The organism is Inquilinus sp., from assembly GCF_039594555.1.
Classification (GTDB): domain Bacteria; phylum Pseudomonadota; class Alphaproteobacteria; order DSM-16000; family Inquilinaceae; genus Inquilinus.
On the sequence record NZ_JBCNNF010000055.1, the window covers coordinates 1 to 23,227 of the forward strand.

Consider the following 23,227-nt stretch of genomic DNA (forward strand, 5'->3'; position numbering starts at 1 on the left):
CTACGAGCGCGCCGCCGGCCGCGCCACCGACGCCTCGATCCGCCAGCTGCTGGGCGACCTGGCGGCGGAGGAGCGGCGGCACGAGCATGTGGCGGGCCAGCTCGAGGCGAAGCACGTGCCCGCCAAGGTGCAGGCAAGCGAGGGGGAGGACCAGCGCCGGCTGTTCGTGCTGCAGATCGTGCAGCCGGGCCTGGCCGGGCTGATGGACGGGTCGGTCTCGACCCTCGCCCCGCTGTTCGCCGCAGCCTTCGCCACCCATGACAGCTTCGACACCTTCCTGGTCGGCCTCGCCGCCTCGGTCGGCGCCGGCATCAGCATGGGCTTCGCCGAGGCGCTGTCCGACGACGGCAGCCTGACCGGGCGCGGCCGGCCGTGGCTGCGCGGCCTGGTCTGCGGCGGCATGACCGCGCTGGGCGGCCTCGGCCACACCCTGCCCTATCTGATCCCGGACTTCTGGACGGCCACCGGCCTCGCCGTTGCCGTGGTGGCCGTTGAGCTGGCGGTGATCTCCTGGATCCGCCACCGCTTCATGGACACGCCGCTCTTGTCCTCCGCCTTCCAGGTGGTGGTCGGCGGGGTGCTGGTGTTTTTGACGGGGATTTTGATCGGGAGCGCCTAATCGCTCGGCGCCCCGCCTTCCTCCTTCCGCTTCGCCACGAAGGCGTCGAGCTCCTCGGCGATGGCGGGGTCGAGCGGGGGCGGCTCGAACTCGGCCAGGATGCGCTTGTACAGCTGGTGTGCCCGCTGGGTCGCGTCCGGCGCCCCGGCCTCCTGCCAGGCCTCGAAGTTGCGCCAGTCGGACAGCAGCGGCGCGTAGAAGGCGGTCTCGTAGCGCGCCAGCGTGTGCTGCGCGCCGAAGAAATGGCCGCCGGGCCCGACCTCGCGGATGGCGTCGAGGCCGAGCGTGTCATCGTCGACCACCAGCGGCTGCAGGAACTCGATCATCGTCTGCACCAGCTCGGCGTCGATGATCATCTTCTCGAAGCTGGCGCGCAGGCCGCCTTCGAGCCAGCCGAGGCTGTGCATCACCATGTTGGCGTGGCCCTGCACCGCCGCCCACAGCGACACCATGCTTTCATAGGTCGCCTGCACGTCGACCGCGTTCGAGGCGTTGGTGTTGGACGAACGGTACGGGATGCCGTAGCGCCGCGCCAGCTGGCCGCCGGCCAGCGCCGCCTTGGCGTATTCCGGCGTGCCGAAGGCCGGCGCCCCCGACTTCATGTCGACATTGGAGGTGAAGCCGCCATACATCACCGGCGCGCCGGGCTTGACCAGCTGGATCAGGGCGATGGTCGCCAGCGCCTCGGCATTCTGCTGCGCCAGCGCGCCGGCCAGCGTCGCCGGGGCCATGGCGCCGGACAGGGTGAAGGGCGTGACCGTCACGATCTGCCCGGCCTTCGCCATCTCGACCAGCCCTTCGATCATCGGCCCGTCCAGCCGCAGCGGCGAGGAGGTGTTGACCACGGTGAACAGGCTGGGCTCGCGCTCCAGCTGCTCCCGGCCGATGCCGCGGGCGATGCGGGCGATCTCGATGCCGTCGCGCATCCGCACGCGGCCCAGCGCATAGGCGTGGAACGGCTTGTCCGACAGGGTGACGAAGGCGCGCAGCGCGTCGAGATGCCGGGTCGAGGGATGCAAATCCACCGGCTCGACCGGGTAGCCGCCGAAGATGTGCATCGCGTTCAGCGACTGGCCGAGGCGCAGCAGGTTGCAGTAGTCGCGGTAGTTGCCGACCCGCCGCCCGCCCTCGATGTCCGACACGTTCGGCGCCGACCCGACCGAGGCGAAGACGATCGACCGGCCGCCCATCCGGACGTCCCGCTCCGGATTGCGGGCGTGGAAGGTGTAGCTGGACGGCGCCTTCGCCACCGCGTCGAGCACCAGCCCGCGGTCGAGGCGGACGCGGCGGCTGCCGGGCGTGGTCTGGGCTCCCGCACGGCACAGGATCTCGATCGCCTCGTCATGCAGGAAATCCATCCCGATCTCTTCCAGGATGGTCAGCGACGCGTCATGGATACGCTCGACCTGGTCGGGCCGCAGCACCTCGACCGGGGGCATCGGGTTCTCGACCAGCTGCCAGGGAAGCTGGTGGAGGCCACCCGCGCCATCGCGGCGTCGGCGGGGCGTGGTGCGGCTGCGGCTCATCCTGACCTCGTCTCGATCTCCGGCGATTCCCGGCGCTCAACCCTGGCATGGCCGGCGCCCATGCGCGCCGCCCGGATTCGCCATGCAGCGACATCAGCGCGACATGTGACACGAGGCACGACGGCGGCCATAATCCTGCTGTAATATGCGAGCAGCTCTCAACTGGACTGTATTTCCGTGGAGGATTGAATGCCCCGTCTGCTGGAGCCCGGCGATCCCGCGCCGCTCTTCGTGGTCCCGACGCCGCAGCGGCCGGATTTCCGCTTCGACACCGTGGCCGGGCGATACATCGTCCTAAGCTTCTTCGGTTCCGCCGGCGACGCGCAGTCGAAGCGGCTGCTGTCGGCGATCGCGGCCGAGATCGGCCCGTTCAACGATGCCCACGCCACCTTCTTCGGCGTCACCCAGGACCAGAACGACATCCAGGCGGGGCGGCTGCCGACCCGCGTGCCGGGGCTGCGCCACTTCTTCGATTTCGACCGCAAGATCGCCGCCTCCTACGGCACCGATCAGCGCAAGGTCAGCTATATTCTTTCGCCCAATCTGCGCGTGCTCGCCCGTTTCCCGATCGAGGACGGGGCCGAGCATGCCAAGCTGCTGGCCGAATTCGTTAGCCGGCTGCCGCCGCTGACCCGGCTGGGCACGGCCACGCCGGGCGCGCCGGTGCTGGTGGTGCCGTATCTGTTCGAGCCGGAGTTCTGCCGCGCCCTGATCGACTACTACAAGAAGACCGGCGGCGAGGAGAGCGGCTTCATGCAGACGCTGCCGGACGGCCGCACCGCCGCCGCGGTCGACCACGCGCACAAGAAGCGCAAGGACGCCACGATCGAGGACGAGCCGCTGCGCCTGGCGATGAAGGCCCGGATCGAGCGGCGGCTGGTGCCCGAGATCAAGAAGGCGTTCCAGTTCAACGCCACCCGGATCGAGCGCTACATCGTCGCCTGCTACGATTCCGGCGAGGGCGGCTATTTCCGCGCCCATCGCGACAACACCACCAAGGGCACGGCGCATCGCCGCTTCGCCGTCACCATCAACCTCAACGCCGAGGAGTTCGAGGGTGGCGAGCTGCGCTTCCCCGAATACGACCGCCACAGCTACAAGGCGCCGACCGGCGGCGCGGTGGTGTTCTCCTGCTCGCTGCTGCACGAGGCGCTGCCGGTGACCAAGGGCACGCGCTACTGCACCCTGCCCTTCCTCTATGACGAGGAGGGCGCCAAGATCCGCGAGCAGAACCTGTCCTATTTCGCCGACGACAACCTGCGCAACCAGCTCGAGCGCAACCTGATCGGCGGCAATAAGGAGAAGGCCGCGAGCTGAGCGCGGAGTCACCCGCGACGGCAGGGCAGAGCCGACATCGCCGCATGGCTCCGCCCTCGCCCGCCGGCGCCCTGCGTCGCTAGTCTTCCCGCATCGTTCCGCCACGACCGCGCCCGGAGACGGCCATGCAGAGCCTCGAGACCATGATGACCGACGACCTCCGCGCCTTCCGGCGGCAGGCGGGCGACCGGCATGCCGCCTTCAAGGCTCGCGGCCTGAAGCTGGACAGCACCCGGGGCAAGCCGTCGCCGGAGCAGCTGGACCTGTCGAACGAGCTCCTGTCCCTGCCCGGCGCGGACGGGTTCCGGTCGGCCGATGGCGGCGACTGCCGGAACTATCTCGGCGATGTCCGCGGCCTGCCGGAGGCGCGAGCGCTGTTCGCGCCGATGCTGGGCGCGCCGGCGGAGCAGGTGCTGGTCGGCGGCAATTCCAGCCTGACGCTGATGCACGACCTGATCGCCTTCGCCCTGCTGCACGGCGTGCCGGGCGGCGATAGACCCTGGGCGGCGCAGGCCCCGATCACCTTCCTGTGCCCGGTCCCCGGCTATGACCGCCATTTCTCCATCTGCGAGGGCTTCGGCATCCGGCTGGTGCCGGTGCCGCTGACCGGCCACGGGCCGGACATGGACGTGGTCGAGCGGCTGGTGGCCGAAGACCCGTCGGTCAAGGGCATCTGGTGCGTGCCGAAATACAGCAACCCGACGGCCGAGACCTATTCGCCCGAGACGGTCGAGCGGCTGGCGGCGATGCGCACCGCCGCGCCGGACTTCCGGCTGTTCTGGGACAATGCCTATGCGGTGCACCACCTGACCGACCGGCCGCACCGGCTGGCCAACATCCTGGAGGCCTGCGGCCGGCACGGCCATGGCGACCGGCCGTTCATCTTCGGGTCGACCTCGAAGATCACCTTCGCCGGCGCCGGCCTGTCTCTCTTCGCCGGCTCGGCTGCGAACATGGATTGGGCGCGGAAGCATCTGAGCCGCCAGTCGATCGGCCCGGACAAGCTGAACCAGCTGCGCCATGTCCGGCTGCTGCGCGACGAGGCCGGCATCGCCGCGCTGATGGAGCGGCACCGCCGGATCATCGTGCCGAAGTTCCAGCGGGTGCAGGCGGTGTTCGCCGAGCATCTCGGCGGGGCCGGAATCGCCCGCTGGACCGAGCCGGACGGCGGCTACTTCATCAGTCTGGACGTACGGCGCGGCAGCGCGCGCCGGACCGTGGCCCTGGCGCAGGAGGCGGGGGTGGCGATGGTGGCGCCCGGCGCGACCTTCCCCTATGGCCGCGACCCGGACGACCGCAACATCCGCATCGCCCCGACTTTCCCGGCGCTGCCGGAGGTGGGACTGGCGGCCGAGGGCGTGGCACTGTCGGTGCTGGTCGCGACCAGCGAGGCAATCCTGGCCGAACGCGAGGCCGGCGGCGGCCACTGAGGCCGAGGTCCATCGACGGAACAGGGCCCGTCATCCGTGGGTTCAGGATACCGGTTGCTCGGTCCCAACGCCCCGAAGGACGACAGCATGCAGCACCCGCCCCTGTTCCGCGCCGCCGCCATCGCCCTGGCCCTGGCGGCGGGCACGGCCTCGGCGCAGGCCGACGACGCCCAGCAGCTCGCGGCCAAGGGCGCCGAGCTGCTGAAGGCCGGCCAGCCGGAGGCGGCCTTCAAGGCCCTGAACGACGCCGCGACCGAGGCCTGGCTGCAATCGCCGCTGAGCTTCCGCCACACCCTGCTGGTCTCCGCACCGGCGCAGAGCTACGGCGCCTACAGCCCGCGCGAGAGCAATGTGTTCGACGGCGACACGCCGCTGCGCTTCTATGCCGAGCCCACGGGCTTCGGCTGGGTCAGCGACGGCGAGCTGTACCGCATCGACCTGTCGATCGACTTCTCGCTGCGGTCGGCCGACGGCAAGCCGCTGGGCGAGCAGAAGGACTTCCAGAACTTCAAGATCGAGAGCCGCGAGCGGGTGCGGGAGATGTTCTTCAACCTGAGCCTGACCCTGAACGGCGCGCCGGACGGCCAGTATATCGTTACCTTCACGATGCATGACCATGCCACCGGCAAGGACGGGGCGTTCGACGTGCCCTTCGAGATCAAGCACGGCTGACGGCCGGGATCAGGCCTTCGCGAAGACGTCGACGACGAAATCGACGAAGGACCGGACCTTCGGCACCAGATAGCGCCGGGACGGGTAGACGGCGTAGATCGAGGTCTCGACCTTCGACCAGCCATCCAGCGCGGTCGCCAGGGTCCCCGTGGCGATATCGTCCGCCACATAGCGGCGGGGCACGAGGCTGAGGCCGAAGCCGGCCAGCAGCGCATCCCGCACCGCGATGCTGGACGTGACCTTGTAGCGGCCGTCGACCGGCACCCGGACGGCCTCCCCGTCCCGCCGGAACTCCCAGTCGTCGGCGTGGCCGGACAGGGTGAACTGGACGCAGTCGTGGCGGCCGAGATCCTCCGGCCGCTGCGGCTGCCCGCGCAACCGGAAATAGCCCGGCGACGCGCAGATGACATGGTCGAGCGTCATCAGCCTGCGCGCCACCAGGCTGGATTCCTCCAGTCTGTCGCTGCCCCGGATGGCGACGTCGTACCCTTCCTTGACGATGTCGACCCGGCGGTCGTCGAGGTTGAGGTCGAGCGACAGCTCCGGGTGCCGCGCCAGGAAGGCCGGGATCATCGGCGACAGGGTCAGCAGCGTCAGCGAGACGGGCGCGCTGACGCGCAGCAGCCCGCTCGGCGTGTTCTGCAGCGCGCCGAGCGACCGGTCGGCATCCGCGATGTCGTCGAGGATACGGCGCACCTGCTGGTAGTAGATCGTCCCGGCCTCGGTCAGGCTCATCCGGCGCGTGGTGCGGTTCAGGAGCCGCGCCTGCACATGCCGTTCCAGCTCGCCGATGTTCTTGCTGACCGCCGCCGGAGACAGCTGCAGCGCCTTGGCGGCATGGGCGAAGCTCTCCAGCTCGACCACCTTCCGGAACACCCGCAGCGCGACCATGTGGTCCATATTGATCACCTTCAGTAGCGAGTGTCGCCACCATACCGACCATTATCCCGTGCGGGTGAAGGCAATACGTTACGGGCAGAGGCAGAGGCCTCGGATTCATGTGAGGCGGCCATGACGATCTCGATAGCCCATCAGGACGCGACGGCGTCCGCCGGACAGACCATGGCGATCCTGACGACCGCCATCGCGCCGGTCGTCTGGGGCAGCACCTACTACGTCGCCACGGCGTTCCTGCCGCAGGGCTATCCGCTGACGGTCGCGATGCTGCGCGCGCTGCCGGCCGGGCTGCTGCTCCTGGCCATCGTCCGCACCCTGCCGACCGGAATCTGGTGGGGCCGCGCCTTGATTCTCGGCGCCCTCAACTTCTCATTCTTCTGGGCCATGCTGTTCGTCTCGGCCTATCGCCTGCCGGGTGGCGTCGCGGCCACGGTCGGGGCCATCCAGCCGCTGATCGTGATCGCGCTGGCGCGGCTGATGCTCGGCCGCGCGGTGCGGCCGCTCGCCGTCATCGCCGGCCTCGGCGGCGTGGCCGGCATCGCGCTGCTGGTGCTGACGCCGAAGGCCGCGCTGGACTGGACCGGCATCGCCGCCGGCTTGGCCGGCGCCGCCTCCATGGCCAGCGGCACCGTGCTGAGCCGCCGCTGGCAGCCGCCGGTCAGCCCCCTGACCTTCACCGCCTGGCAGCTGACGGCGGGCGGCCTGCTGCTGGTTCCGGTGGCGCTGTGGCTCGAACCGGCACTGCCCACCCCGTCCCTGGCGAATGTGCTTGGCGTAGCTTGGCTGGGACTGGTCGGCGCCGCCCTCACCTGCATCCTCTGGTTCCGGGGCCTGTCGCGGATCGAGCCGAGCGCCGTCTCCTCGCTCGCGCTGCTCAGCCCGGTGGTCGCAACGCTGCTCGGCTGGTTGCTGCTGGATCAGGGCCTGAGCCCGCTGCAGTTCGGCGGCTTCGTCCTGGTGGTCGCCAGCGTGTGGCTGAGCCAGAGGGCCGCCCAGCCGCGCCAGACCAGGCGCTAGGTCAGGGACAGCGGATGGCCGAGAGCCCGCCGCGCCCCTCCTCCGCCACCGGCTCGAACTCCCCGGTCTCCGGGTCTCGCACCAGCAGCCGGCCGGTGGCGACGCCGAAATAGGCGCCGTGCAGCTGCAGCTTGCCGCGCCCGACCAGGATCGAGACGCAGGGGAAGGTCATGAGGTTGCGCAGGCTGAGTTCGACCGAGGCGAATTCCAGTCGGCGTAGATAGTCGTCCCCATCGCTCGCCTTGCGAGGCCCCAGGCTCGCAGCCGCGGGGGCGATCTGCGACATCCAGCGGCCGATGAAGTCGCCGGGCGACAGCGGCTCCTGCTCATCGGCGAAGGCGCGGATGCCGCCGCAATGGGCGTGGCCCAGCACCACGATGTGCTTCACACGCAGCGCCTGCACCCCGAATTCCAGCGCCGCGCTGGTGCCGTGCTGGAACTCACGATCCGGCTCATAGGGCGGCACGATGTTGGCGACGTTGCGCACCACCAGCAGCTCGCCCGGCGCTGCGTCGAAGATGACCTCGGGCGACACCCGCGAGTCGACGCAGCCGATGACCATGATCTCGGGCTTCTGCCCGGCCTCGGCCAGCATCTCGTAGCGCGAGCGCTCGCTGGCGAAGCGGCCTTCGAGGAAGGCGCGGTAGCCTTGGGTGAGCCGTTCGGGAAACATGGGCCGTTCTCGCATTCACCTCGCCGCCGGACGAATGTGGCGGCAGCGAGGCAATAGCAGAGATGGCCCGCCGCGCCAACTGAGGCGGCCGGACGGCCGCCTTACCCCCGCCTCCGCCGGCGCCGTCCCCCCTCGCCGTCGCCGCCCTCGCTCGCCTTCGGCGCCGGCAGGTTGACCACCGCGGCCAGATTCGGGAAGGAAGCGGTCTTGTGCGGCAGCGCCATCGCCTCGACGAAATGCTGCTGGAACATCGGCTCGACCGCGGTCTCGATCTTCTCGACCCGGCGCACCACCTGCTCGATCTCGGACCGGGCTGAGCGATTCACCAGGGCGATGCGGGCGCCGGTGCCCGCGGCATTGCCGCCGGCCACCACCTTGGCCAGGTCGCAATCCGGGATCAGCCCCAGCACCATGGCGTATTTGACGTCGATATGGCTGCCGAAGGCGCCGGCCAGGGTGATGCGGTCGACATGGTCGACGCCCAGCTTGTCCATCAGCAGGCGGACGCCGGCGTAGAGGGCGGCCTTGGCCAGCTGGATGGCGCGGACGTCGTTCTGGGTGACCCGCAGCTCGCGCTCGCCGTCGCGGTGCAGGACATAGCTGAAGGTGCGGCCGTCGGCGACGATGCGGTCGCTGCGCGCCGCCATGCTGCCGTCGATCACGCCGTCCTGGGTGATGATGCCGGCCAGGAACATCTCCGCCAGCACCTCGATGATGCCGGACCCGCAGATGCCGGTGACGCCGGTGCGCCGGACCTTCAGGGCGAAGCCCTCCTCGTCCGACCACAGCTCGCTGCCGATCACCCGGAAGCGCGGCTCCAGCGTGTCGCGGTCGATCCGCACCCGCTCGATCGCTCCCGGCGCGGCGCGCTGGCCGGCGGAGATCTGGGCCCCCTCGAAGGCCGGGCCGGTGGGGCTGGAGCAGGCGAGCAGCCGCTCCTTGCTGCCCAGCACGATCTCGGCATTGGTGCCGACATCGACGATCAGCCGCAGGTCGTCCGACTTGTGCGGCTCCTCCGACAGGATCACCGCGGCGGTGTCGGCGCCGACATGGCCGGCGATGCAGGGCAGGACGTAGACGCGGGCGTTGGGGTGGACCTTGAGGTCGATCTCGGTGGCCCAGATGTTGATCGCCTGGTCGGTGGCCAGGGCGAAGGGCGCGCCGCCCAGCTCGATCGGATCGATGCCGAGGACCAGGTGATGCATGATCGGGTTGCCGACCAGCGTCACCTCCAGCACGTCCTCGACCTCCAGCCCGGCCTGGGCGGTGACATGGGCGGCGAGGTCGTTCAGCGCCCCGCGCACCGCCTCGGTCAGCGCCTTGTCGCCTCCGGGATTCAGCATGATGTAGCTGACCCGGCTCATCAGATCCTCCCCGAACCGGATCTGCGGGTTCATGGCGCCGCCGGAGGCGACGACCTCGCCGGTCTCGATGTCGCAGAGATGGCAGGCGATGGTGGTGGAGCCGACATCGTAGGCCAGGCCGTAGATCTTGTCGCGGAAGCCCGGCCAGACGGCCAGCAGGCGCTTCACCCGCTGCTCGCGCACCGCCACGGTGCAGGTCCAGCTGCCCTCGCGCAAGGCCTTCTGCAGCCGCTGCACCACTCGCAGGTCGCAGTCCAGGCCGGTGATGCCCCATTGCTCGGCCAGCGCCTCCTCCAGCCGACGCAGGTCGCCGGAAGGGTCGTGCATGTCGGGCTCGCGCACCTCGACATAGTAGAGCTTGACCGGCGGGTCGACCTCGATGACCCGGTGCTCGGCATCCTTGCGGACCACCTGCTTGTGCACCTGGCTCTCGGGCGGGACGTCGACGACGAGGTCGCCCTGGATCAGGGTCTGGCAAGACAGGCGCCGGCCCGGCTTCAGCCCGCGCTTCTCGGTGTAGCGCAGCTCCGCCGCCCCGGTCTCCGACGCATGGCCGGCGCGGGATTCGATGCCGTGCTTGGCGAACTGGCCGTCGCCGATCTCGACCTGGCAGCGGCCGCAGATCGACCGGCCGCCGCAGACACTGTCGACATCGACGCCGAGCGCCCGCGCCGCCTGCAGCAGCGGCGTGCCCAGCGCGAAACGGCCGCGCCGGCCGGAGGGCGTGAAGACAACCAGCGCCGTCTGCGCCGCTTGCTGGCTGTCCGGCTGCCCCGGATCGATCATGTTCATCGCCAACCTGCTATCCCTGCAGCGCCCCGGCCGGAGGCGCCGCCTGTCACATCACTGCGCCCGCCGCCGGCGCCCTTCGCGGCCGCCACGCGCGCCGGCGGCCTCGGCACCCTCGGCCGCGGGCTCACGATACTGGCGGATCCAGCGGGCGCAATGCGGGTCATGCCCCATCATCACATCGGCGCCCAGCACCGCCTGCAGGCTCTCCGCATGCAGCGGGTTGGTGATCGCCGAGGTCATGCCGGCGCCGATCGCCATGGTCAGGAAGGCAGCGTTCAGCCCGTGCCGGTTCGGCATGCCGAAGCTGACATTGGAAGCGCCGCAGGTGGTGTTGACCTTCAGCTCCTCGCGCAGCCGGCGGACCAGGGTGAAGACTTGGCGCCCGGCGGTGTTGATGGCGCCGATCGGCATCACCAGCGGGTCGACCACGATGTCGGCGTAGGAGATGCCGTGGTCGCGCGCCCGCTCGACGATCTTCTTGGCCACGGCGAAGCGGACGTCGGGATCCTCGGAGATGCCGGTCTCGTCGTTGGAGATGGCGACGACGGCGGCGCCGTATTTCTTCACCAGCGGCAGCACCGTCTCCAACCGCTCATCCTCGCCGGTCACGGAGTTGACCAGGGCCTTGCCCTTGTAGACCGACAGCCCGGCCTCGAGTGCCGCGACGATCGAGCTGTCGATCGACAGCGGCACATCGGTGATCGACTGCACCAGTTGGATGCATTCGGCCAGGATGCGCGGCTCATCCGCCAGCGGGATGCCGGCATTGACGTCCAGCATCTGGGCCCCGGCCGCGACTTGGGCCAGCGCGTCGGACTGCACCCGGCTGTAGTCGCCGTTCTTCATCTCCTCGGCCAGGATCTTGCGGCCGGTCGGGTTGATGCGCTCGCCGATGATGACGAAGGGCCGCTCGAACCCGATGGCGATCTCCTTGGTCGCCGAGCTCACCACTGTGTCCGTCATGCCCTGTGCGCCTTCGGATGCTGGGGTTTCTGAAGAAAGGCTAGGCGCATCGCCCGCGGCCGGATCGTCTTCCAGCGTCATCGCCTGCCGCAGGCGCGTCAGGGCCTGGGCTCGGCCTGTGCCCCGGCGAAGCAATCGAGCGACCGCCGCAGATCCTCGGCGCGGTAGCCACGGCCGATGACGACGATCGCATCGTCCTCGCGGTCCGGCTGCTCGGGCAGGATCTCGGGCGACTGCACCACCCGACGCACGCTCTGCAGCAGCAGCCGCCCGGCCGGCGTCCGCACCACGCCCTTCACCCGCAGCACGTCGTCGCCCCGCGCATGCAGCAGCGCCGAGAGCCAGACCGTAAAGACGGTCCAGTCGACCGCCCCGTCGATCGCCAGCCGGACCGGGAAGACGGCCGGCGGCTCCGCCCCATCATCGAGGGTGGGAAGGTATTCGGGCTCGACATCGTCGCCCGCCGGCAGCGCGACAGGTGCTCCCTGCACCGCGCCGCTCAACTCCACGCCTGGGTTCAGGTGCCGCAGCGTCGCGACCAGCCGGGCTAGCGCCTCCTCCCCGGCCGCATCGGCCTTGGTGACGATCAGGCGGTCGGCCGTCTCGATCTGGCGCCGGCCGAGCCGGTCGATGCGCAGCTGAGGCAGCGCGTTCAGCGCGTCGACCAGGACGACGATCTCGCTGACGACGATATGGTGCACCAGCACCGGGTCCGATCGGATGGCCGCCACGATCGGGCCGGGATCGGCCAGCCCGCTTGTCTCCAGCACGATGCGCTGCAGCCACGGTTCGTGTGACCGAGTCCTCTCGTCGCAGATCCCTCGCAGCAGCCGCACCAGCTCGGCCCAGGCGGTACAGCAGGCGCAGCCGCCGGCCAGCACCCTGAGCGAGGAGGCCCCGCCCAGCAGCGCGTCGTCTACCGGCGTCTCCGCCGCTTCGTTGACGATCACGGTGGCATCCCGGTAGAGCCCGGCATGGAGCTGGTGGCGCAGCCAAGTCGTCTTCCCGGCGCCCAGGAAGCCGCCCAGCACGGTCAACCGCAGCCGGCCATCCGCAGCCGGCCCGGCGGCCGCCTCAGCGCCCGTCATCCCCGCCGCCGATGAAGCGGGGATCGAGCGGATCGACCGGCCGGCCCGCCATGCGTTCGGCCGCCGCCCACAGCTCCTCGAGATCGCGCACGAGGACCTCGTGGCCGGACAGCGTCGAGATCTGGATGCCCGGCACCAGTCCGCCATCATGCGCGGTCAGGCCATAGGCCCGCAGGACCGGCTTCAGCACCTCGGCCCGCCGGAACCGGGCCCGCAGCCGGTCCGGCGCCGTGGCGGCGCCGGCCTCGGTCCAATGGCCGGGCGCCGCCGGGAAGCCGCAGCCGGAGCACATCGGCGCCTCCTCCGTCAGATCACCTCGGGCCGTTTGCCGCCATCGAAGGGATAGCGCCGGCGGAAATCCTCGGCGATGTCCTCGAACGTCATCCAGCGGACGCCGTCATGGCCGTTGATGTGCTCGATCAGCCGCTCCAGCATCAGCAGCACCTGCGGCCGGCCGCTGACGTCGGGATGGATGGTGAAGGCGAAGACGGCATAGTCCATCTCGCGATAGACCCAGTCGAACTGGTCGCGCCACATCTGCTCGATGTCGCGCGGATTGACGAAGCCGTGGCTGTTCGGCGCCTTCTTCATGAACATCATCGGCGGCAGGTCGTCGACATACCAGTTCGCGCCGATCTCGACGAGGTCGATCTCCTTGCCATGCGTCATCGGCTTCATCCAGGCCTCGGCCGGCTTGGAATAGTCGATCAGCGTCCACTGGTCGCCGACCCGGGCGTAGAAGGGCTGGAAGTCGCGATAGCCCTGGCTGTGATCGTATCTGAAGCCGTATTTCTGCAGCAGCGCGGCGGTGGAGTTCGACATCTCCCACCAGGGCGCGACATAGCCCCGCGGCGCCTTGCCGGTCAGCCCCTGGATCAGCTCGATGCTCTTGACCAGCACCGCCTCTTCCTGGGCGGGGGTCATCGCGATCGGGTTCTCGTGCAGATAGCCGTGGGCCCCGATCTCATGGCCCTCATCGGCGATCCGCTTCACCTGGTCGGGGAAGGATTCGAGCGAGTGCCCCGGGATGAAAAAGCTGGTCTTCAGATCGTATTTCTTGAACAGACGCAGCAGCCGCAGGGTGCCGACCTCGCTGGCGAACACGCCGCGCTGGATGTCCGAGGGCGAATCGCCGCCGCCATAGGATCCGATCCAGCCCGCCACCGAATCGATGTCGGTCCCGAATGCGCAGATGATGTCCTTCTTGGCCATTCTCAGCTCCAGCTCCGGTTCGCCCCTCCCCTCTGTCCTATCAACCCGTTGACGGCCCGTCGACCTCCCTCAGCCCTCGATGCCGCCGCGCTCCACCAGCGCCCGCAGCCGGGCGTCGTCGTATGCCGCCTCGATCTTCGCCGCCGCCGCCTCGGCCTCGGCCTGCAGGTCGTCGCCGCACTCGACCGGGTCGGACTTCTTCCATTCCTCGAGATAGCTGTCGGCGTCGCGCGCCTTGCCGCGCATGGCGGCGCGGTCGATCGCGTCCTGGAAGCGCTGCGACAGCAGCACCTTGGCCTGGTCGCGCCGGCCGGCCTTGGCGGTGACCTGGCTGGGGATGTCGCGCCAGGAGACGATGATGAGCTGGGGCATGAAATCTCTCGATCGGTGAAGAATCAGGCGGAGACCGCCACGAACTGCGCGAACTCGCCATAGCCGGTGAAACGGTACTCATAGGCCAGGCCCAGCCGGTCCGCCGCGGCCTGCGCCTGGGCCTGCAGCGCCAGGTCCTCGGTCTGCGCCAGATAGACCAGGCGGCGATAGTTGCCGAAGATCATCGGCAGCAGTTCCGGGTGGCGGTCCAGCCCCATGCCTTCGAGGATCAGCGCCTGGAAGTGGCGGACGAGATAGTCGGTCAGGAAGAAGCTGCCCGGCTCCTCCTCCATCAGCCGGTCGAAATCGGCGGCGCCGGCGAAGAAGGCGTAGCAATGCGGGCCGCCGACGCGCTCCACCCCCTCTTCCGCCGCCACCCGGTCGATGGCGCCGCCGCTGCCGCAATCGGCATAGGCGATGCGGATGCGCGTCCAGCCCATCGCGCGCGCGGTACGGATGCGCCGGCGCAGCCGGTCGGCGATCTGCTCGGGCCGGTTGTGCAGGATGGCGGGCAGGCAGGTGACGCCGACGCGATCCTCAATGCCGTTGGCACGGATCACGGCCAGCGTCTCACGCGCCAGGGCACCGCAGGCGATCAGCAGTGTCCGGTCCGGGCCGGGCGCGACCCCGGCTGTTCCGAACCGGTCCGGCCTCAGACCGTCGCGCCCTGGTTGTGCTTGCGCCGCATGAAGTCCTTGGCCGTCTCCACCGCCACCGCCGCGTCGCGGCAATAGGCGTCGGCGCCGATTTCCCGTGCGAATTCCTCGTTCAGGGGCGCGCCGCCGACGAGCACGACGTAATCGTCGCGGATCCCCTGCTCCTTCAACGTGTCGATCACCACCTTCATATAGGGCATCGTCGTCGTCAGCAGCGCCGACATGCCGACGATGTCGGGCTGATGCTCCTCGATCGCCTTCAGGTAGTTCTCGACCGGGTTGTTGATACCGAGGTCGATGACCTCGAAGCCGGCGCCTTCCATCATCATCGACACTAGGTTCTTGCCGATGTCGTGGATGTCGCCCTTGACCGTGCCGATCACCATCTTGCCGACCTTCGGCGCTCCGGTCTCGGCCAGCAGCGGCCGCAGGATGCCCATGCCGCGCTTCATGGCGTTGGCGGCCAGCAGCACCTCCGGCACGAACAGGATGCCGTCGCGGAAGTCGATGCCGACGATGCGCATGCCCTCGACCAGCGCCTTGGTCAGCACGTCGTAGGGCGTCCATTTGCGCGCGAGCAGGATGTTTACGCCCTCGACGATCTCGTCGGCGAGGCCGTCATAGAGGTCGTCCCACATCTGCTCGACGAGCTCTTCGTCGTTCAGCGCGTTCAGGTCGATATCGTCATCCGCCATGGGAACCCTCGATCGCCGGCGTCATTCCTGATGAGCCACGGCTCGCATTAACCGGGATGCAGGGGTCCGCCGCTAGCCTGGAACCGACCCCGACTGCGAAGGCGGCGACACGCCGGCGCAGCCCAGCGGCATCGCGACGCTTGCCACCCGGGGCCGCCCCCCGGATGATGCGTCTCCTTCCCGCCGCGCGGTGCCCATGGACCTCCAGGACTCCCTCGTCACCTTCCTCCGCCACTTCCCGCGGACGGACGACACCACCCTGATCATCCTCAAGGGCCATCTGCTGATCGAGGAGGAGGTCAACAACCTGCTGCAGGAAATGTTGCCCAACCCGGAGGCGCTGGACGGGCTGCAGATCAACTTCTTCACCAAGACCCAGTTCGCCCGCGCCCTGATCAAGAACGACACGCTGGACGCCCTGCTGGACGCGGCGGAGAAGCTGAACCGCCTGCGCAACCGGCTGGCGCACAACCTGGAGCCGGCCGGGGTGGAGGCCGCGATCCGCGACTTCGTCACCCCCGCCGACGGGCGGATCCTGGGTGGCGAGACCGCGCCGGACCAGCAGTTGAAGCGCCGTATCGCCTATCTCTGCGGCCAGCTGCTGCGCTTCCGCACCGAGTATCGCGCCGCCCGGCAGCTCCTGAAGAACCGGGTCGGCGCGGCCAAGACGAAGCCGAAACGGTCCTGAGGCCGGCCATGCCGAACTGGCGCAACCGCGGCGGCGGCAAGCGCGATCCGGAGCGGGTCGAGCGGGCGCTGAAGGCGGACCGGCTGCGGCGGGACCGCCGGGCCATGGCCGCGCATGAGGCGGAGGAGTCCGAGCGCGCGACCCTGGCGGTCGGCCTGCTGGCCGAGGAGATCGCGGACCGGGATTCAGGCTCGGCCGGGCAGGAAGCCGATCCCATTCCCAAACGCCGCCCGCCGCGGGATACTGGCTGAATGCGGATCGACATCTTCTTCGACGTGGTCTGTCCCTGGTGCTACATCGGCAAGCACCGGCTGCAGCGCGCCCTGGCGATGCGGCCGCTGCCGGGGCTGGAGATCCGCTGGCAGCCCTTCCAGCTGAATCCGGAGATGCCGAAACAGGGCGTCGACCGGCAGAGCTACATGATCGCCAAGTTCGGCGGGCGCGAGCGGATGCGACAGATCAACGCCGTGGTCGCCGAGGCCGCCGGCAAGGAAGGCCTGCCCCTGAACCAGAGCGTGATCCGCCGGACGCCGAACACGGTCGAGGCGCACCGGCTGATCCGCCATGCCGGCGAGTTGGGCGAGGCCGACCGCATGGTCGACATGCTGTTCACGGCCTATTTCGTGCGCGGCCTGGATGTCGGCAACCGCAACGTCCTGATCGATGTCGCCGAGGAGGCCGGCTTCGACAGCCGCCGCATTGCCGGCGTCCTGGCCAGCGAGATCGGCGTCGCCGAAATCCAGGCCGCCGACCTGCGGGCCCGGCAGCTCGGCATCCAGGCGGTGCCCTGCTTCGTCTTCGACGGCCGCTACGCCGTCTCCGGCGCGCAGGAGCCGAGCGCCTTTCTGCCCTTGCTCGACCTCGCCCGCGAGCATGCTGTCTCCGCCCCTTTGTCGGAGCGGGCGTAGCCGCCGACGCCGCTAGTCCAGGATGACGGTGGCTTCGACCTCGAACAGCATCGGGTCGATCGCAAGCTTGGGAACGGGGACCAGGGTCTGCGCCGGCAGCGCCTCGCCGAACATGCCCTTGACGCTGCTGGTCAGCACCTCGAGCTTGGACATGTCGTGATCGACCACGAAGACCGTGAGCTTGGCAACCTGGTCCGGTCTGGCGCCGAGCGCATTGAGGGCGGCGCGCAGATTCGCGTAGGCCTGCCTGACCTGGACGGCGAAGTCGGGCGACAAGGCCCCGGTGCTGTCCTGACCGCCCTGCCCGGAGATGTAGGCCACCCTGGCTCCGCGAGGCGCGATCACCGCCGTGCTGTAGCCATTCGGCGTCGGGTCGTAGAGGGTCTTGGGATTGACGATGGTCAGTTCGAGATCGTTCCCGCTGGCCGTCGTCGCGGTGGAAACACCCGTGGTCATGATGATGAGCCCTCCGATCAGCAGATGCTGGATTGCGCGTGACATGATGGTCTCTCAGCTCTGAGGGCTGCGAGCTAGGCACCCTTTGCGGCCCCTGGATCGGACGCATCGCGATTGATTCGTACGATGTACGAGTCAATCGCATCGCACAGCGTACGAGTCAATGTTCCCGGAGGACATCCGCCGCGGTGTCGGCTTAACTCGACGGTCTGATCAGCAGGGCAGGCGGATGACAACCAAACGCAGCGACAGGAGCAAACGGTCTCAAGGGACAGGCGGGTCGCCCCAGCCCGTGCAGGAGCCACGCGGCGAACCGTCCCTCTCGCTGGAGCGGATCGTGGCGACCGCGGTGGAGCTTCTGGACGCCCAGGGTCTCGACGGGCTGACGATGCGCCGGTTGGCCGATCGCCTCGGCGCAGGCGCGATGAGCCTGTACTGGCATGTCGCGAACAAGGAGCAGGTCCTGGACCTGGCGCTCGACGCGGTGCTCGACTATCGCGGACCGCCGCAGGATGTGGAGCCCCGGAACTGGCGCGGGGAGCTCGTCCTGATGCTCGAAGACTGGCGCGCCAGCATGCTGCGCCACCCCTGGTCGGCATCGCTGCTGCCGCGCCGGGCGCTCGGCCCGAACATCCTCGGCCGGCTGGAGGCGCTGAGCAGGACCTTGTCCGGAGCCGGCGTGCCGGACGCTGATTTGAACGTCGCGATCTGGTCGCTCTGGAACCATGTGATGGGCGCGACCATCACCCGGGCCCATTTCGACCTGTCGGAGGACGACAGGGCTGCCGCCCAGCAGCGCCTGACACGCCTCAGCGAGCGCTACCCGACAATCGAACGCTCCCGCCTGCTGCTGGACGACGACTGGGACGGCGCTTTCCGGAAGGGCCTCGACTTCCTGCTCGACGGCCTCGCTCCGAAACGGTGAGTCCTCCTGCAGGCCTTCGATTGCGGCCCTAACCCGTCGCCAGATCGGCCAGGCGCTGCACCAGCTTGCGGGCGCCGCCGACCCGGTCCTGCGGCGTCTCCCAGCCGCGGGCATAGACCAGCTTCTGGTCGGGCCGCACCTTGATCGCCCCCGCCATCTTCTGGATGAAGCCGATCAGCTTGTCCGGCCGCGCGAACTGGTTGTCGCGGAAGCCGATCACCGCGCCCTTCGGCCCGGCGTCGAGCCGCTCGACCCCGGCGGTGCGGCACAGCCGCTTGATCGCCACCAGCTCCAGCAGGTTCTCCACCTCCTCCGGCAGCGCACCGAAGCGGTCGATCAGCTCGGCGGCGAAGCCGTCCAGCTCGGCCTGGCCCTCCAGCGCCGAGATCCGGCGATAGAGGTCGAGCCGGATCTGCAGGTCGGCGACGTACTCCTCGGGGATCAGCACCGGTACGCCGAGATTGATCTGCGGCGTCCAGCTCTCCGCCACCTCCTCTCCAGTGCCGACGCCGGCGCGGGCGGCCTGCACCGCCTCCTCCAGCATCTGCTGGTACAGCTCGGCCCCGACCTCGCGGATATGGCCCGACTGCTCCTCTCCCAGCAGGTTGCCGGCGCCGCGGATGTCCATGTCGTGGCTGGCCAAAGTGAAACCGGCGCCCAGCGTGTCCAGCGTCTCGATCACATGCAGCCGCTGCTGCGCCGTCTTGCTCAACGCCTTGCGCGGCGCATAGGTCAGGTAGGCGTAGCCGCGCAGCTTCGACCGGCCGATGCGGCCGCGCAGCTGGTACAGCTGGGCGAGGCCGAACAGGTCGGCGCGGTGGATCACCATGGTGTTGGCCGACGGCACGTCGAGGCCGGATTCGACGATCGCGGTGGCCAGCAGCACGTCGAACTGCCCGTCGTAGAAGGCGCTCATCACCTCCTCGAGCTGGGTCGGCGCCATCTGGCCGTGGGCGACGGCGATCTTCACCTCCGGCACCAGCTCCTGCAGGGTCTGGTGCACCTCGGCCAGATCCTCGATCCGCGGGCAGACATAGTAGGTCTGGCCGCCGCGGAAATGCTCGCGCATCACCGCCTCGCGGATGATCACCGGGTCGAAGGGCAGCACAAAGGTGCGCACCGCCAGCCGGTCGATCGGCGGCGTCGTGATCAGCGACAGCTCGCGCACGCCGGACAGCGACATCTGCAGCGTGCGCGGGATCGGGGTGGCGGTCAGCGTCAGCACATGCACATCCTCGCGCAGCGCCTTTAGCTTCTCCTTCTGCTTCACGCCGAAATGCTGCTCCTCGTCGACGATGACGAGGCCGAGATTCTTGAACGACACCTGCTTCGACAGGATGGCGTGGGTGCCGACGACGATGTCCATGGTGCCGGCCGCCAGCTCGTCTCGCACCAGCTTCGCCTCCTTCGGCGTGACCATGCGCGACAGCTGGGCGACGCGCAGCGGCAGGCCCTTGAAGCGTTCGGAGAAGGTGCGGAAATGCTGGCGGGCCAGCAGCGTTGTCGGCACCACCACCGCCACCTGGACGCCATTGGCGGCGGCGGCGAAGGCGGCGCGCAGCGCCACCTCGGTCTTGCCGAAGCCGACATCGCCGCAGACCAGCCGGTCCATCGGCCGGCCCGCCTGCAGGTCGTCCAGTACCTCGTCGATGGCGCGCTGCTGGTCCTCGGTCTCGGCATAGGGGAAGCGGGCCGCGAACTCCTCGTACAGCCCCTCGGGCGGCGGCAGTGACGCGGTGGTGCGGAGCGCGCGGGCGGCGGCGATCCGCATCAGCTCCTCCGCCATGTCCTTCAGCCGCTTCTTGACCCGGGCCTTGCGCGCCTGCCAGCCGGCGCCGCCCAGCTTGTCCAGCTGCACGGCCATGTCGCCGGAGCCGTAGCGGGACAGGACCTCGATGTTCTCGACCGGGACGAACAGCTTGTCGCCGCCCTCATAGACGATGCGCAGGCAGTCATGCGCCGCGCCGCCGACGGTCAGCGTCTCCAGCCCCTCATAGCGGCCGATGCCGTGGTCCTGGTGGACGACGATGTCGCCCGCCGCCAGGGCCGAGACCTCGGCGATGAACTGCTCGGATTTCCGGCGCTTCTTCTGCGGCCGGGTCAGCCGGTCGCCGAGGATGTCCTGCTCGGTGACGACGGCGAGGTCCGGCGCGGCGAAGCCGTGCTCCAGCGGCAGCACCACCATGACGGCGCTGGCCGGATTGGCCTTCTCCACCCCCGCCCAGTTTTCCGCCACGGCGAAGTCGGCCCTGCCCTGCTCCGACAGCATCGACCGCAGCCGGTCGCGGGCGCCGGTGGTGTAGCCGGCCACCAGCACGCGCTTGCCGGCCGTCTTCAGCTCGCCGATGTGATTGCGCACCGCGGCGTAGAGATTGATCTCCGGATTGGCGCGGGCCTCGGCGAAGTCGTGGCCGCGGCGGCCGCCGGCATCGGCGCCGCCCTCGGGCGGGGCGAAGGGCGAGAAATCGGCCACCGGCCGATCGGCCAGGCAGGCCTCCCACTCCGCCGCGTCGAGATACAGGCGCTCGGGCGGGATCGGGCGGTAGGGCGGCGCCTTGGCCTTCTTCTGCGCCGCCTGGTGGGTCAGCCGCGCCTCGTAGAAATCGGCGATCTGGGCCAAGCGCTGGTCGCGCGCCTGCTCCAGCTGGTAGTCCAGCGTGACCGACGCCGCGGGCAGGTAGTCGAAGACGGTGTCGAGATGGTCGTGGAAGAGCGGCAGCCAGTGCTCCATGCCAGCCTGCTTGCGGCCGGCCGACACGGCCTCGTACAGCGGGTCATCGTCGTTGATGGCGCCGAACAGCTCGCGATAGCCGCTGCGGAACCGGGCGATCGAGGCCGGGTCGAGGAACACCTCGCCCATCGGCTTCAGCGTGATCCGGTCGACCTCGCCGGTGGTGCGCTGCGACATCGGGTCGAAGCGGCGGATCTTCTCCAGCTCGTCGCCGAACAGGTCGAGCCGCAGCGGCTCCTCCGTCCCCGGCGGGAACAGGTCGATGATGCCGCCGCGGACCGCGAACTCGCCCGGCTCGCGCACCGTCTGGGCGCGGACATAGCCGTTGCGGGCCAGGAAGCTCTGCAGCCCCTCCAGGTCCACCCGCTGCCCCGGCGCGATCGACAGGCTGGCCTCGGCGAAGGCCTCGCGCGGCGGCACGCGCTGCATCGCGGCGCCGATGGTGGTCAGCACGACGAAGGGGCGGCCGGGCTCGCGCGCGGCCAGCAGGCGGGTCAGCGCGTCGACACGCTCCGCCACCGTCTCCGGATTCGGCGAGACGCGGTCATAGGGCAGGCAGTCCCAGGGCGGCAGCACCACCACCGGCAGGTCGGGCGCGAAGAAGGCCAGCGCCCCTTCCAGCGCCGGCAGCCGGGCGTCGTCGCTGGCGATGTGCAGCAGGCCCTTGTCGCCGGCCTTGCGCGCCAGCTCGGCGATCAACCGCGCATCCTGGCCCTGGGGCACGCCGCCGATGGTGCGGTGGCGCGCCGAGGCCCGCGCGGTGGCGGGTTCGGCCAGCACGCTCATCCGCGCCCTCGCATCCGGGCATAGTCGATCAAGAGCCGCAAGACATCGCTGTCGGAGTCGGCCGGGACCGGCACGCGCTCGGTCACCCAGTCCCACAGGTCGGGGTCGTTGTTTTCCAGCAGCTCGCCGTAACGGGCCAGTTGGGCGGCGTCGAGCCCGTCCAGAGTCGCGTCGGCGAAGCCGCCGAGCAGCAGGTCGGCTTCACGGGTGCCGCGATGCCAGCTGCGGAAGCGCAGGCGGCGGCGCAGCGGCGCGACGGCGTCGCTATCGATCTGCTTCGTCATTGGCTTAAGGTGCGTGTCCACGTGAGCCCCATATAGACCCGAGCCTTGCGTCCGCAAATCCTCTTCCCGCTCTTTGCTGCCATCGAATCCCTGCACGGCATCGGCCCGAAGACCGCCCGGCTGGTCGAAAGGCTGGCCGGACCGAAGGCGCTGGACCTGCTGTGGCATCTGCCTTCGGGCGTGGTGGACCGACGCAAGCTGGTCAGCCTGCGTGACGCCCGGCCCGGCGGAACCGTCACCCTGACGTTGCAGATCGACGGCCATATCCGCGGCTCCTCCGCCCGCGCGCCGCACCGGGTCCGCGCCTCGGACCCGACCGGGACGATCGACCTGGTCTTCTTCCACGCCCGGCCCGACTGGCTGCAGACGACCTTCCCGATCGGCCAGACCCGCATCGTCTCCGGCCGGATCGAGCAGTTCCAGGGCGGGCTGCAGATGCCGCATCCCGACCGGGTCGGCACGCTGGAGGAGCGCGAGGAGATCGCTATCGTCGAGCCGATCTATCCGCTGACCGCGGGCCTGCAGCCGCGCACCCTGGCCAAGGTGATCGCCGATGCCGTGGCCCGCGCGCCGGAGCTGCCGGAGTGGCAGGATGCCGCCTGGCTGCAGCGGCGGGGCTGGGCCGGCTGGCGGGACTCGCTCCGCCGCGCCCATGCGCCGGAGGATGGCGCCGACCTGCTGCCCGACGCGCCGGCGCGGCAGCGCCTGGCCTATGACGAGCTGCTGGCCAACCAGCTGGCGCTGGCGCTGTTCCGCCGCTCCACCCGCCAGCGCCCCGGGCGGCCGACCACCGGCGACGGATCGCTGCGGGAAAAGGTCGAATCCGCCCTGCCCTTCGCCCTGACCAACGCCCAGCGCCTGGCCCTGGCCGAGATCTATGCCGACATGGCGGCGCCGAACCGGATGCTGCGGCTGCTGCAGGGCGATGTCGGCAGCGGCAAGACCGTGGTGGCCCTGCTGGCGATGCTGGCGGCGGTGGAGGATGGGCGCCAGGCGGCGCTGCTGGCCCCGACCGAGATCCTGGCCCGCCAGCACCGCGAGACGCTGGCGGCTCTGCTGCAGCCGGTGGGGCTCGAGCCCGGCCTGCTGACCGGCCGGGACAAGGGCAAGGCGCGGAAGGAGACGCTGGCCGGCCTGGCCGACGGGTCGATCCGCA

Annotated in this window: 24 protein-coding genes; 10 read left to right on the top strand and 14 right to left on the bottom strand. The window is 69.7% G+C overall.

What is annotated here, in order from left to right:
• Window positions 1-619 (top strand): VIT1/CCC1 transporter family protein (locus tag ABDW35_RS08565; RefSeq protein WP_343713434.1); only part of this gene is annotated, 619 nt, incomplete at its 5' end.
• Here the strand turns inward: ABDW35_RS08565 and ABDW35_RS08570 are convergent.
• Window positions 616-2,145, bottom strand: a complete 1,530-nt coding sequence (locus ABDW35_RS08570; RefSeq protein WP_343713435.1) for a trimethylamine methyltransferase family protein — start codon at window positions 2,143-2,145, stop codon at window positions 616-618. The genes ABDW35_RS08565 and ABDW35_RS08570 overlap by 4 nt on opposite strands.
• A gap of 189 nt (window positions 2,146-2,334) precedes the next feature.
• Here ABDW35_RS08570 and ABDW35_RS08575 point away from each other — a divergent pair, with 189 nt between their 5' ends.
• The 3 genes from ABDW35_RS08575 (at window position 2,335) to ABDW35_RS08585 (ending at window position 5,564) form a co-directional block, all read left to right on the top strand.
• Window positions 2,335-3,462 carry a 2OG-Fe(II) oxygenase gene (locus tag ABDW35_RS08575; protein WP_343713436.1) on the top strand — a complete coding sequence of 376 codons (1,128 nt, stop codon included), beginning with the start codon at window positions 2,335-2,337 and terminating at the stop codon, window positions 3,460-3,462.
• 125 nt (window positions 3,463-3,587) lie between these two features.
• A complete protein-coding gene (locus ABDW35_RS08580; RefSeq protein WP_343713437.1) occupies window positions 3,588-4,892 on the top strand; it encodes an aminotransferase class I/II-fold pyridoxal phosphate-dependent enzyme in 1,305 nt (434 codons plus the stop codon).
• A gap of 87 nt (window positions 4,893-4,979) precedes the next feature.
• Complete coding sequence (locus tag ABDW35_RS08585) at window positions 4,980-5,564, top strand: hypothetical protein (protein WP_343713438.1); 585 nt, start codon at window positions 4,980-4,982, stop codon at window positions 5,562-5,564.
• Window positions 5,565-5,573: 9 nt separating this feature from the next.
• On the opposite strand, the gene ABDW35_RS08590 is transcribed toward ABDW35_RS08585, so the two are convergent.
• Window positions 5,574-6,464 (bottom strand): LysR family transcriptional regulator, encoded by an 891-nt coding sequence (locus tag ABDW35_RS08590; RefSeq protein WP_343713439.1) that lies wholly within the window; start codon window positions 6,462-6,464, stop codon window positions 5,574-5,576.
• A gap of 111 nt (window positions 6,465-6,575) precedes the next feature.
• Between ABDW35_RS08590 and ABDW35_RS08595 the strand changes: the two genes are divergently transcribed.
• Window positions 6,576-7,478, top strand: a complete 903-nt coding sequence (locus ABDW35_RS08595) for an EamA family transporter (protein WP_343713440.1) — start codon at window positions 6,576-6,578, stop codon at window positions 7,476-7,478.
• Between the two features lies 1 nt (window position 7,479).
• Here ABDW35_RS08595 and ABDW35_RS08600 read toward each other — a convergent pair whose 3' ends face one another.
• From ABDW35_RS08600 to ABDW35_RS08640, 9 genes are all read right to left on the bottom strand, one after another.
• The gene (locus tag ABDW35_RS08600; RefSeq protein ID WP_343713441.1) at window positions 7,480-8,151 is read right to left on the bottom strand and encodes a carbonic anhydrase; all 672 of its coding nucleotides are present in this window, start codon (window positions 8,149-8,151) and stop codon (window positions 7,480-7,482) included.
• 101 nt (window positions 8,152-8,252) lie between these two features.
• Complete coding sequence (locus ABDW35_RS08605) at window positions 8,253-10,307, bottom strand: ASKHA domain-containing protein (protein ID WP_343713442.1); 2,055 nt, start codon at window positions 10,305-10,307, stop codon at window positions 8,253-8,255.
• A gap of 51 nt (window positions 10,308-10,358) precedes the next feature.
• Window positions 10,359-11,255 (bottom strand): methyltetrahydrofolate cobalamin methyltransferase, encoded by an 897-nt coding sequence (locus tag ABDW35_RS08610; RefSeq protein WP_343713443.1) that lies wholly within the window; start codon window positions 11,253-11,255, stop codon window positions 10,359-10,361.
• A 113-nt stretch (window positions 11,256-11,368) separates the two neighbouring features.
• Window positions 11,369-12,358 (bottom strand): GTP-binding protein, encoded by a 990-nt coding sequence (locus ABDW35_RS08615; RefSeq protein ID WP_343713444.1) that lies wholly within the window; start codon window positions 12,356-12,358, stop codon window positions 11,369-11,371.
• Window positions 12,345-12,650 (bottom strand): hypothetical protein, encoded by a 306-nt coding sequence (locus ABDW35_RS08620; RefSeq protein ID WP_343713445.1) that lies wholly within the window; start codon window positions 12,648-12,650, stop codon window positions 12,345-12,347. The genes ABDW35_RS08615 and ABDW35_RS08620 overlap by 14 nt, the downstream gene beginning before the upstream one ends.
• A 14-nt stretch (window positions 12,651-12,664) precedes the next feature.
• A complete protein-coding gene (locus ABDW35_RS08625) occupies window positions 12,665-13,570 on the bottom strand; it encodes a polysaccharide deacetylase (RefSeq protein ID WP_343713446.1) in 906 nt (301 codons plus the stop codon).
• A 69-nt stretch (window positions 13,571-13,639) separates the two neighbouring features.
• Window positions 13,640-13,942, bottom strand: a complete 303-nt coding sequence (locus ABDW35_RS08630; protein WP_343713447.1) for a virulence factor — start codon at window positions 13,940-13,942, stop codon at window positions 13,640-13,642.
• Window positions 13,943-13,965: 23 nt separating this feature from the next.
• The gene (locus tag ABDW35_RS08635) at window positions 13,966-14,502 is read right to left on the bottom strand and encodes a DUF1638 domain-containing protein (protein ID WP_343713448.1); all 537 of its coding nucleotides are present in this window, start codon (window positions 14,500-14,502) and stop codon (window positions 13,966-13,968) included.
• A 92-nt stretch (window positions 14,503-14,594) separates the two neighbouring features.
• Complete coding sequence (locus ABDW35_RS08640; protein WP_343713449.1) at window positions 14,595-15,293, bottom strand: B12-binding domain-containing protein; 699 nt, start codon at window positions 15,291-15,293, stop codon at window positions 14,595-14,597.
• A 196-nt stretch (window positions 15,294-15,489) separates the two neighbouring features.
• On the opposite strand from ABDW35_RS08640, the gene ABDW35_RS08645 reads away from it, so the two are divergent.
• From ABDW35_RS08645 to ABDW35_RS08655, 3 genes are read left to right on the top strand one after another with little or no spacing between them, the layout of a single operon-like run.
• The gene (locus ABDW35_RS08645; protein ID WP_343713450.1) at window positions 15,490-15,981 is read left to right on the top strand and encodes a hypothetical protein; all 492 of its coding nucleotides are present in this window, start codon (window positions 15,490-15,492) and stop codon (window positions 15,979-15,981) included.
• Window positions 15,982-15,989: 8 nt separating this feature from the next.
• Window positions 15,990-16,232, top strand: coding sequence for a hypothetical protein (locus ABDW35_RS08650; RefSeq protein WP_343713451.1), 243 nt, complete (start codon window positions 15,990-15,992; stop codon window positions 16,230-16,232).
• The gene (locus ABDW35_RS08655; protein WP_343713452.1) at window positions 16,233-16,889 is read left to right on the top strand and encodes a DsbA family oxidoreductase; all 657 of its coding nucleotides are present in this window, start codon (window positions 16,233-16,235) and stop codon (window positions 16,887-16,889) included.
• A 12-nt stretch (window positions 16,890-16,901) separates the two neighbouring features.
• Here the strand turns inward: ABDW35_RS08655 and ABDW35_RS08660 are convergent, their stop codons facing one another.
• A complete protein-coding gene (locus ABDW35_RS08660; RefSeq protein WP_343713453.1) occupies window positions 16,902-17,390 on the bottom strand; it encodes a RidA family protein in 489 nt (162 codons plus the stop codon).
• A 292-nt stretch (window positions 17,391-17,682) separates the two neighbouring features.
• Between ABDW35_RS08660 and ABDW35_RS08665 the strand changes: the two genes are divergently transcribed.
• Window positions 17,683-18,270 carry a TetR/AcrR family transcriptional regulator C-terminal domain-containing protein gene (locus ABDW35_RS08665; protein WP_343713454.1) on the top strand — a complete coding sequence of 196 codons (588 nt, stop codon included), beginning with the start codon at window positions 17,683-17,685 and terminating at the stop codon, window positions 18,268-18,270.
• A gap of 28 nt (window positions 18,271-18,298) precedes the next feature.
• Here the strand turns inward: ABDW35_RS08665 and mfd are convergent, their stop codons facing one another.
• Both mfd and ABDW35_RS08675 read right to left on the bottom strand, forming a co-directional pair.
• Window positions 18,299-21,787, bottom strand: a complete 3,489-nt coding sequence (mfd, locus tag ABDW35_RS08670; protein ID WP_343713455.1) for a transcription-repair coupling factor — start codon at window positions 21,785-21,787, stop codon at window positions 18,299-18,301.
• A complete protein-coding gene (locus ABDW35_RS08675) occupies window positions 21,784-22,071 on the bottom strand; it encodes a succinate dehydrogenase assembly factor 2 (RefSeq protein WP_343713456.1) in 288 nt (95 codons plus the stop codon). Before ABDW35_RS08675 ends, mfd begins: the two co-directional genes overlap by 4 nt.
• A gap of 45 nt (window positions 22,072-22,116) precedes the next feature.
• On the opposite strand from ABDW35_RS08675, the gene ABDW35_RS08680 reads away from it, so the two are divergent.
• The coding region (locus ABDW35_RS08680) for a DEAD/DEAH box helicase (protein WP_343713457.1) at window positions 22,117-23,227 on the top strand (1,111 nt) is incomplete at its 3' end.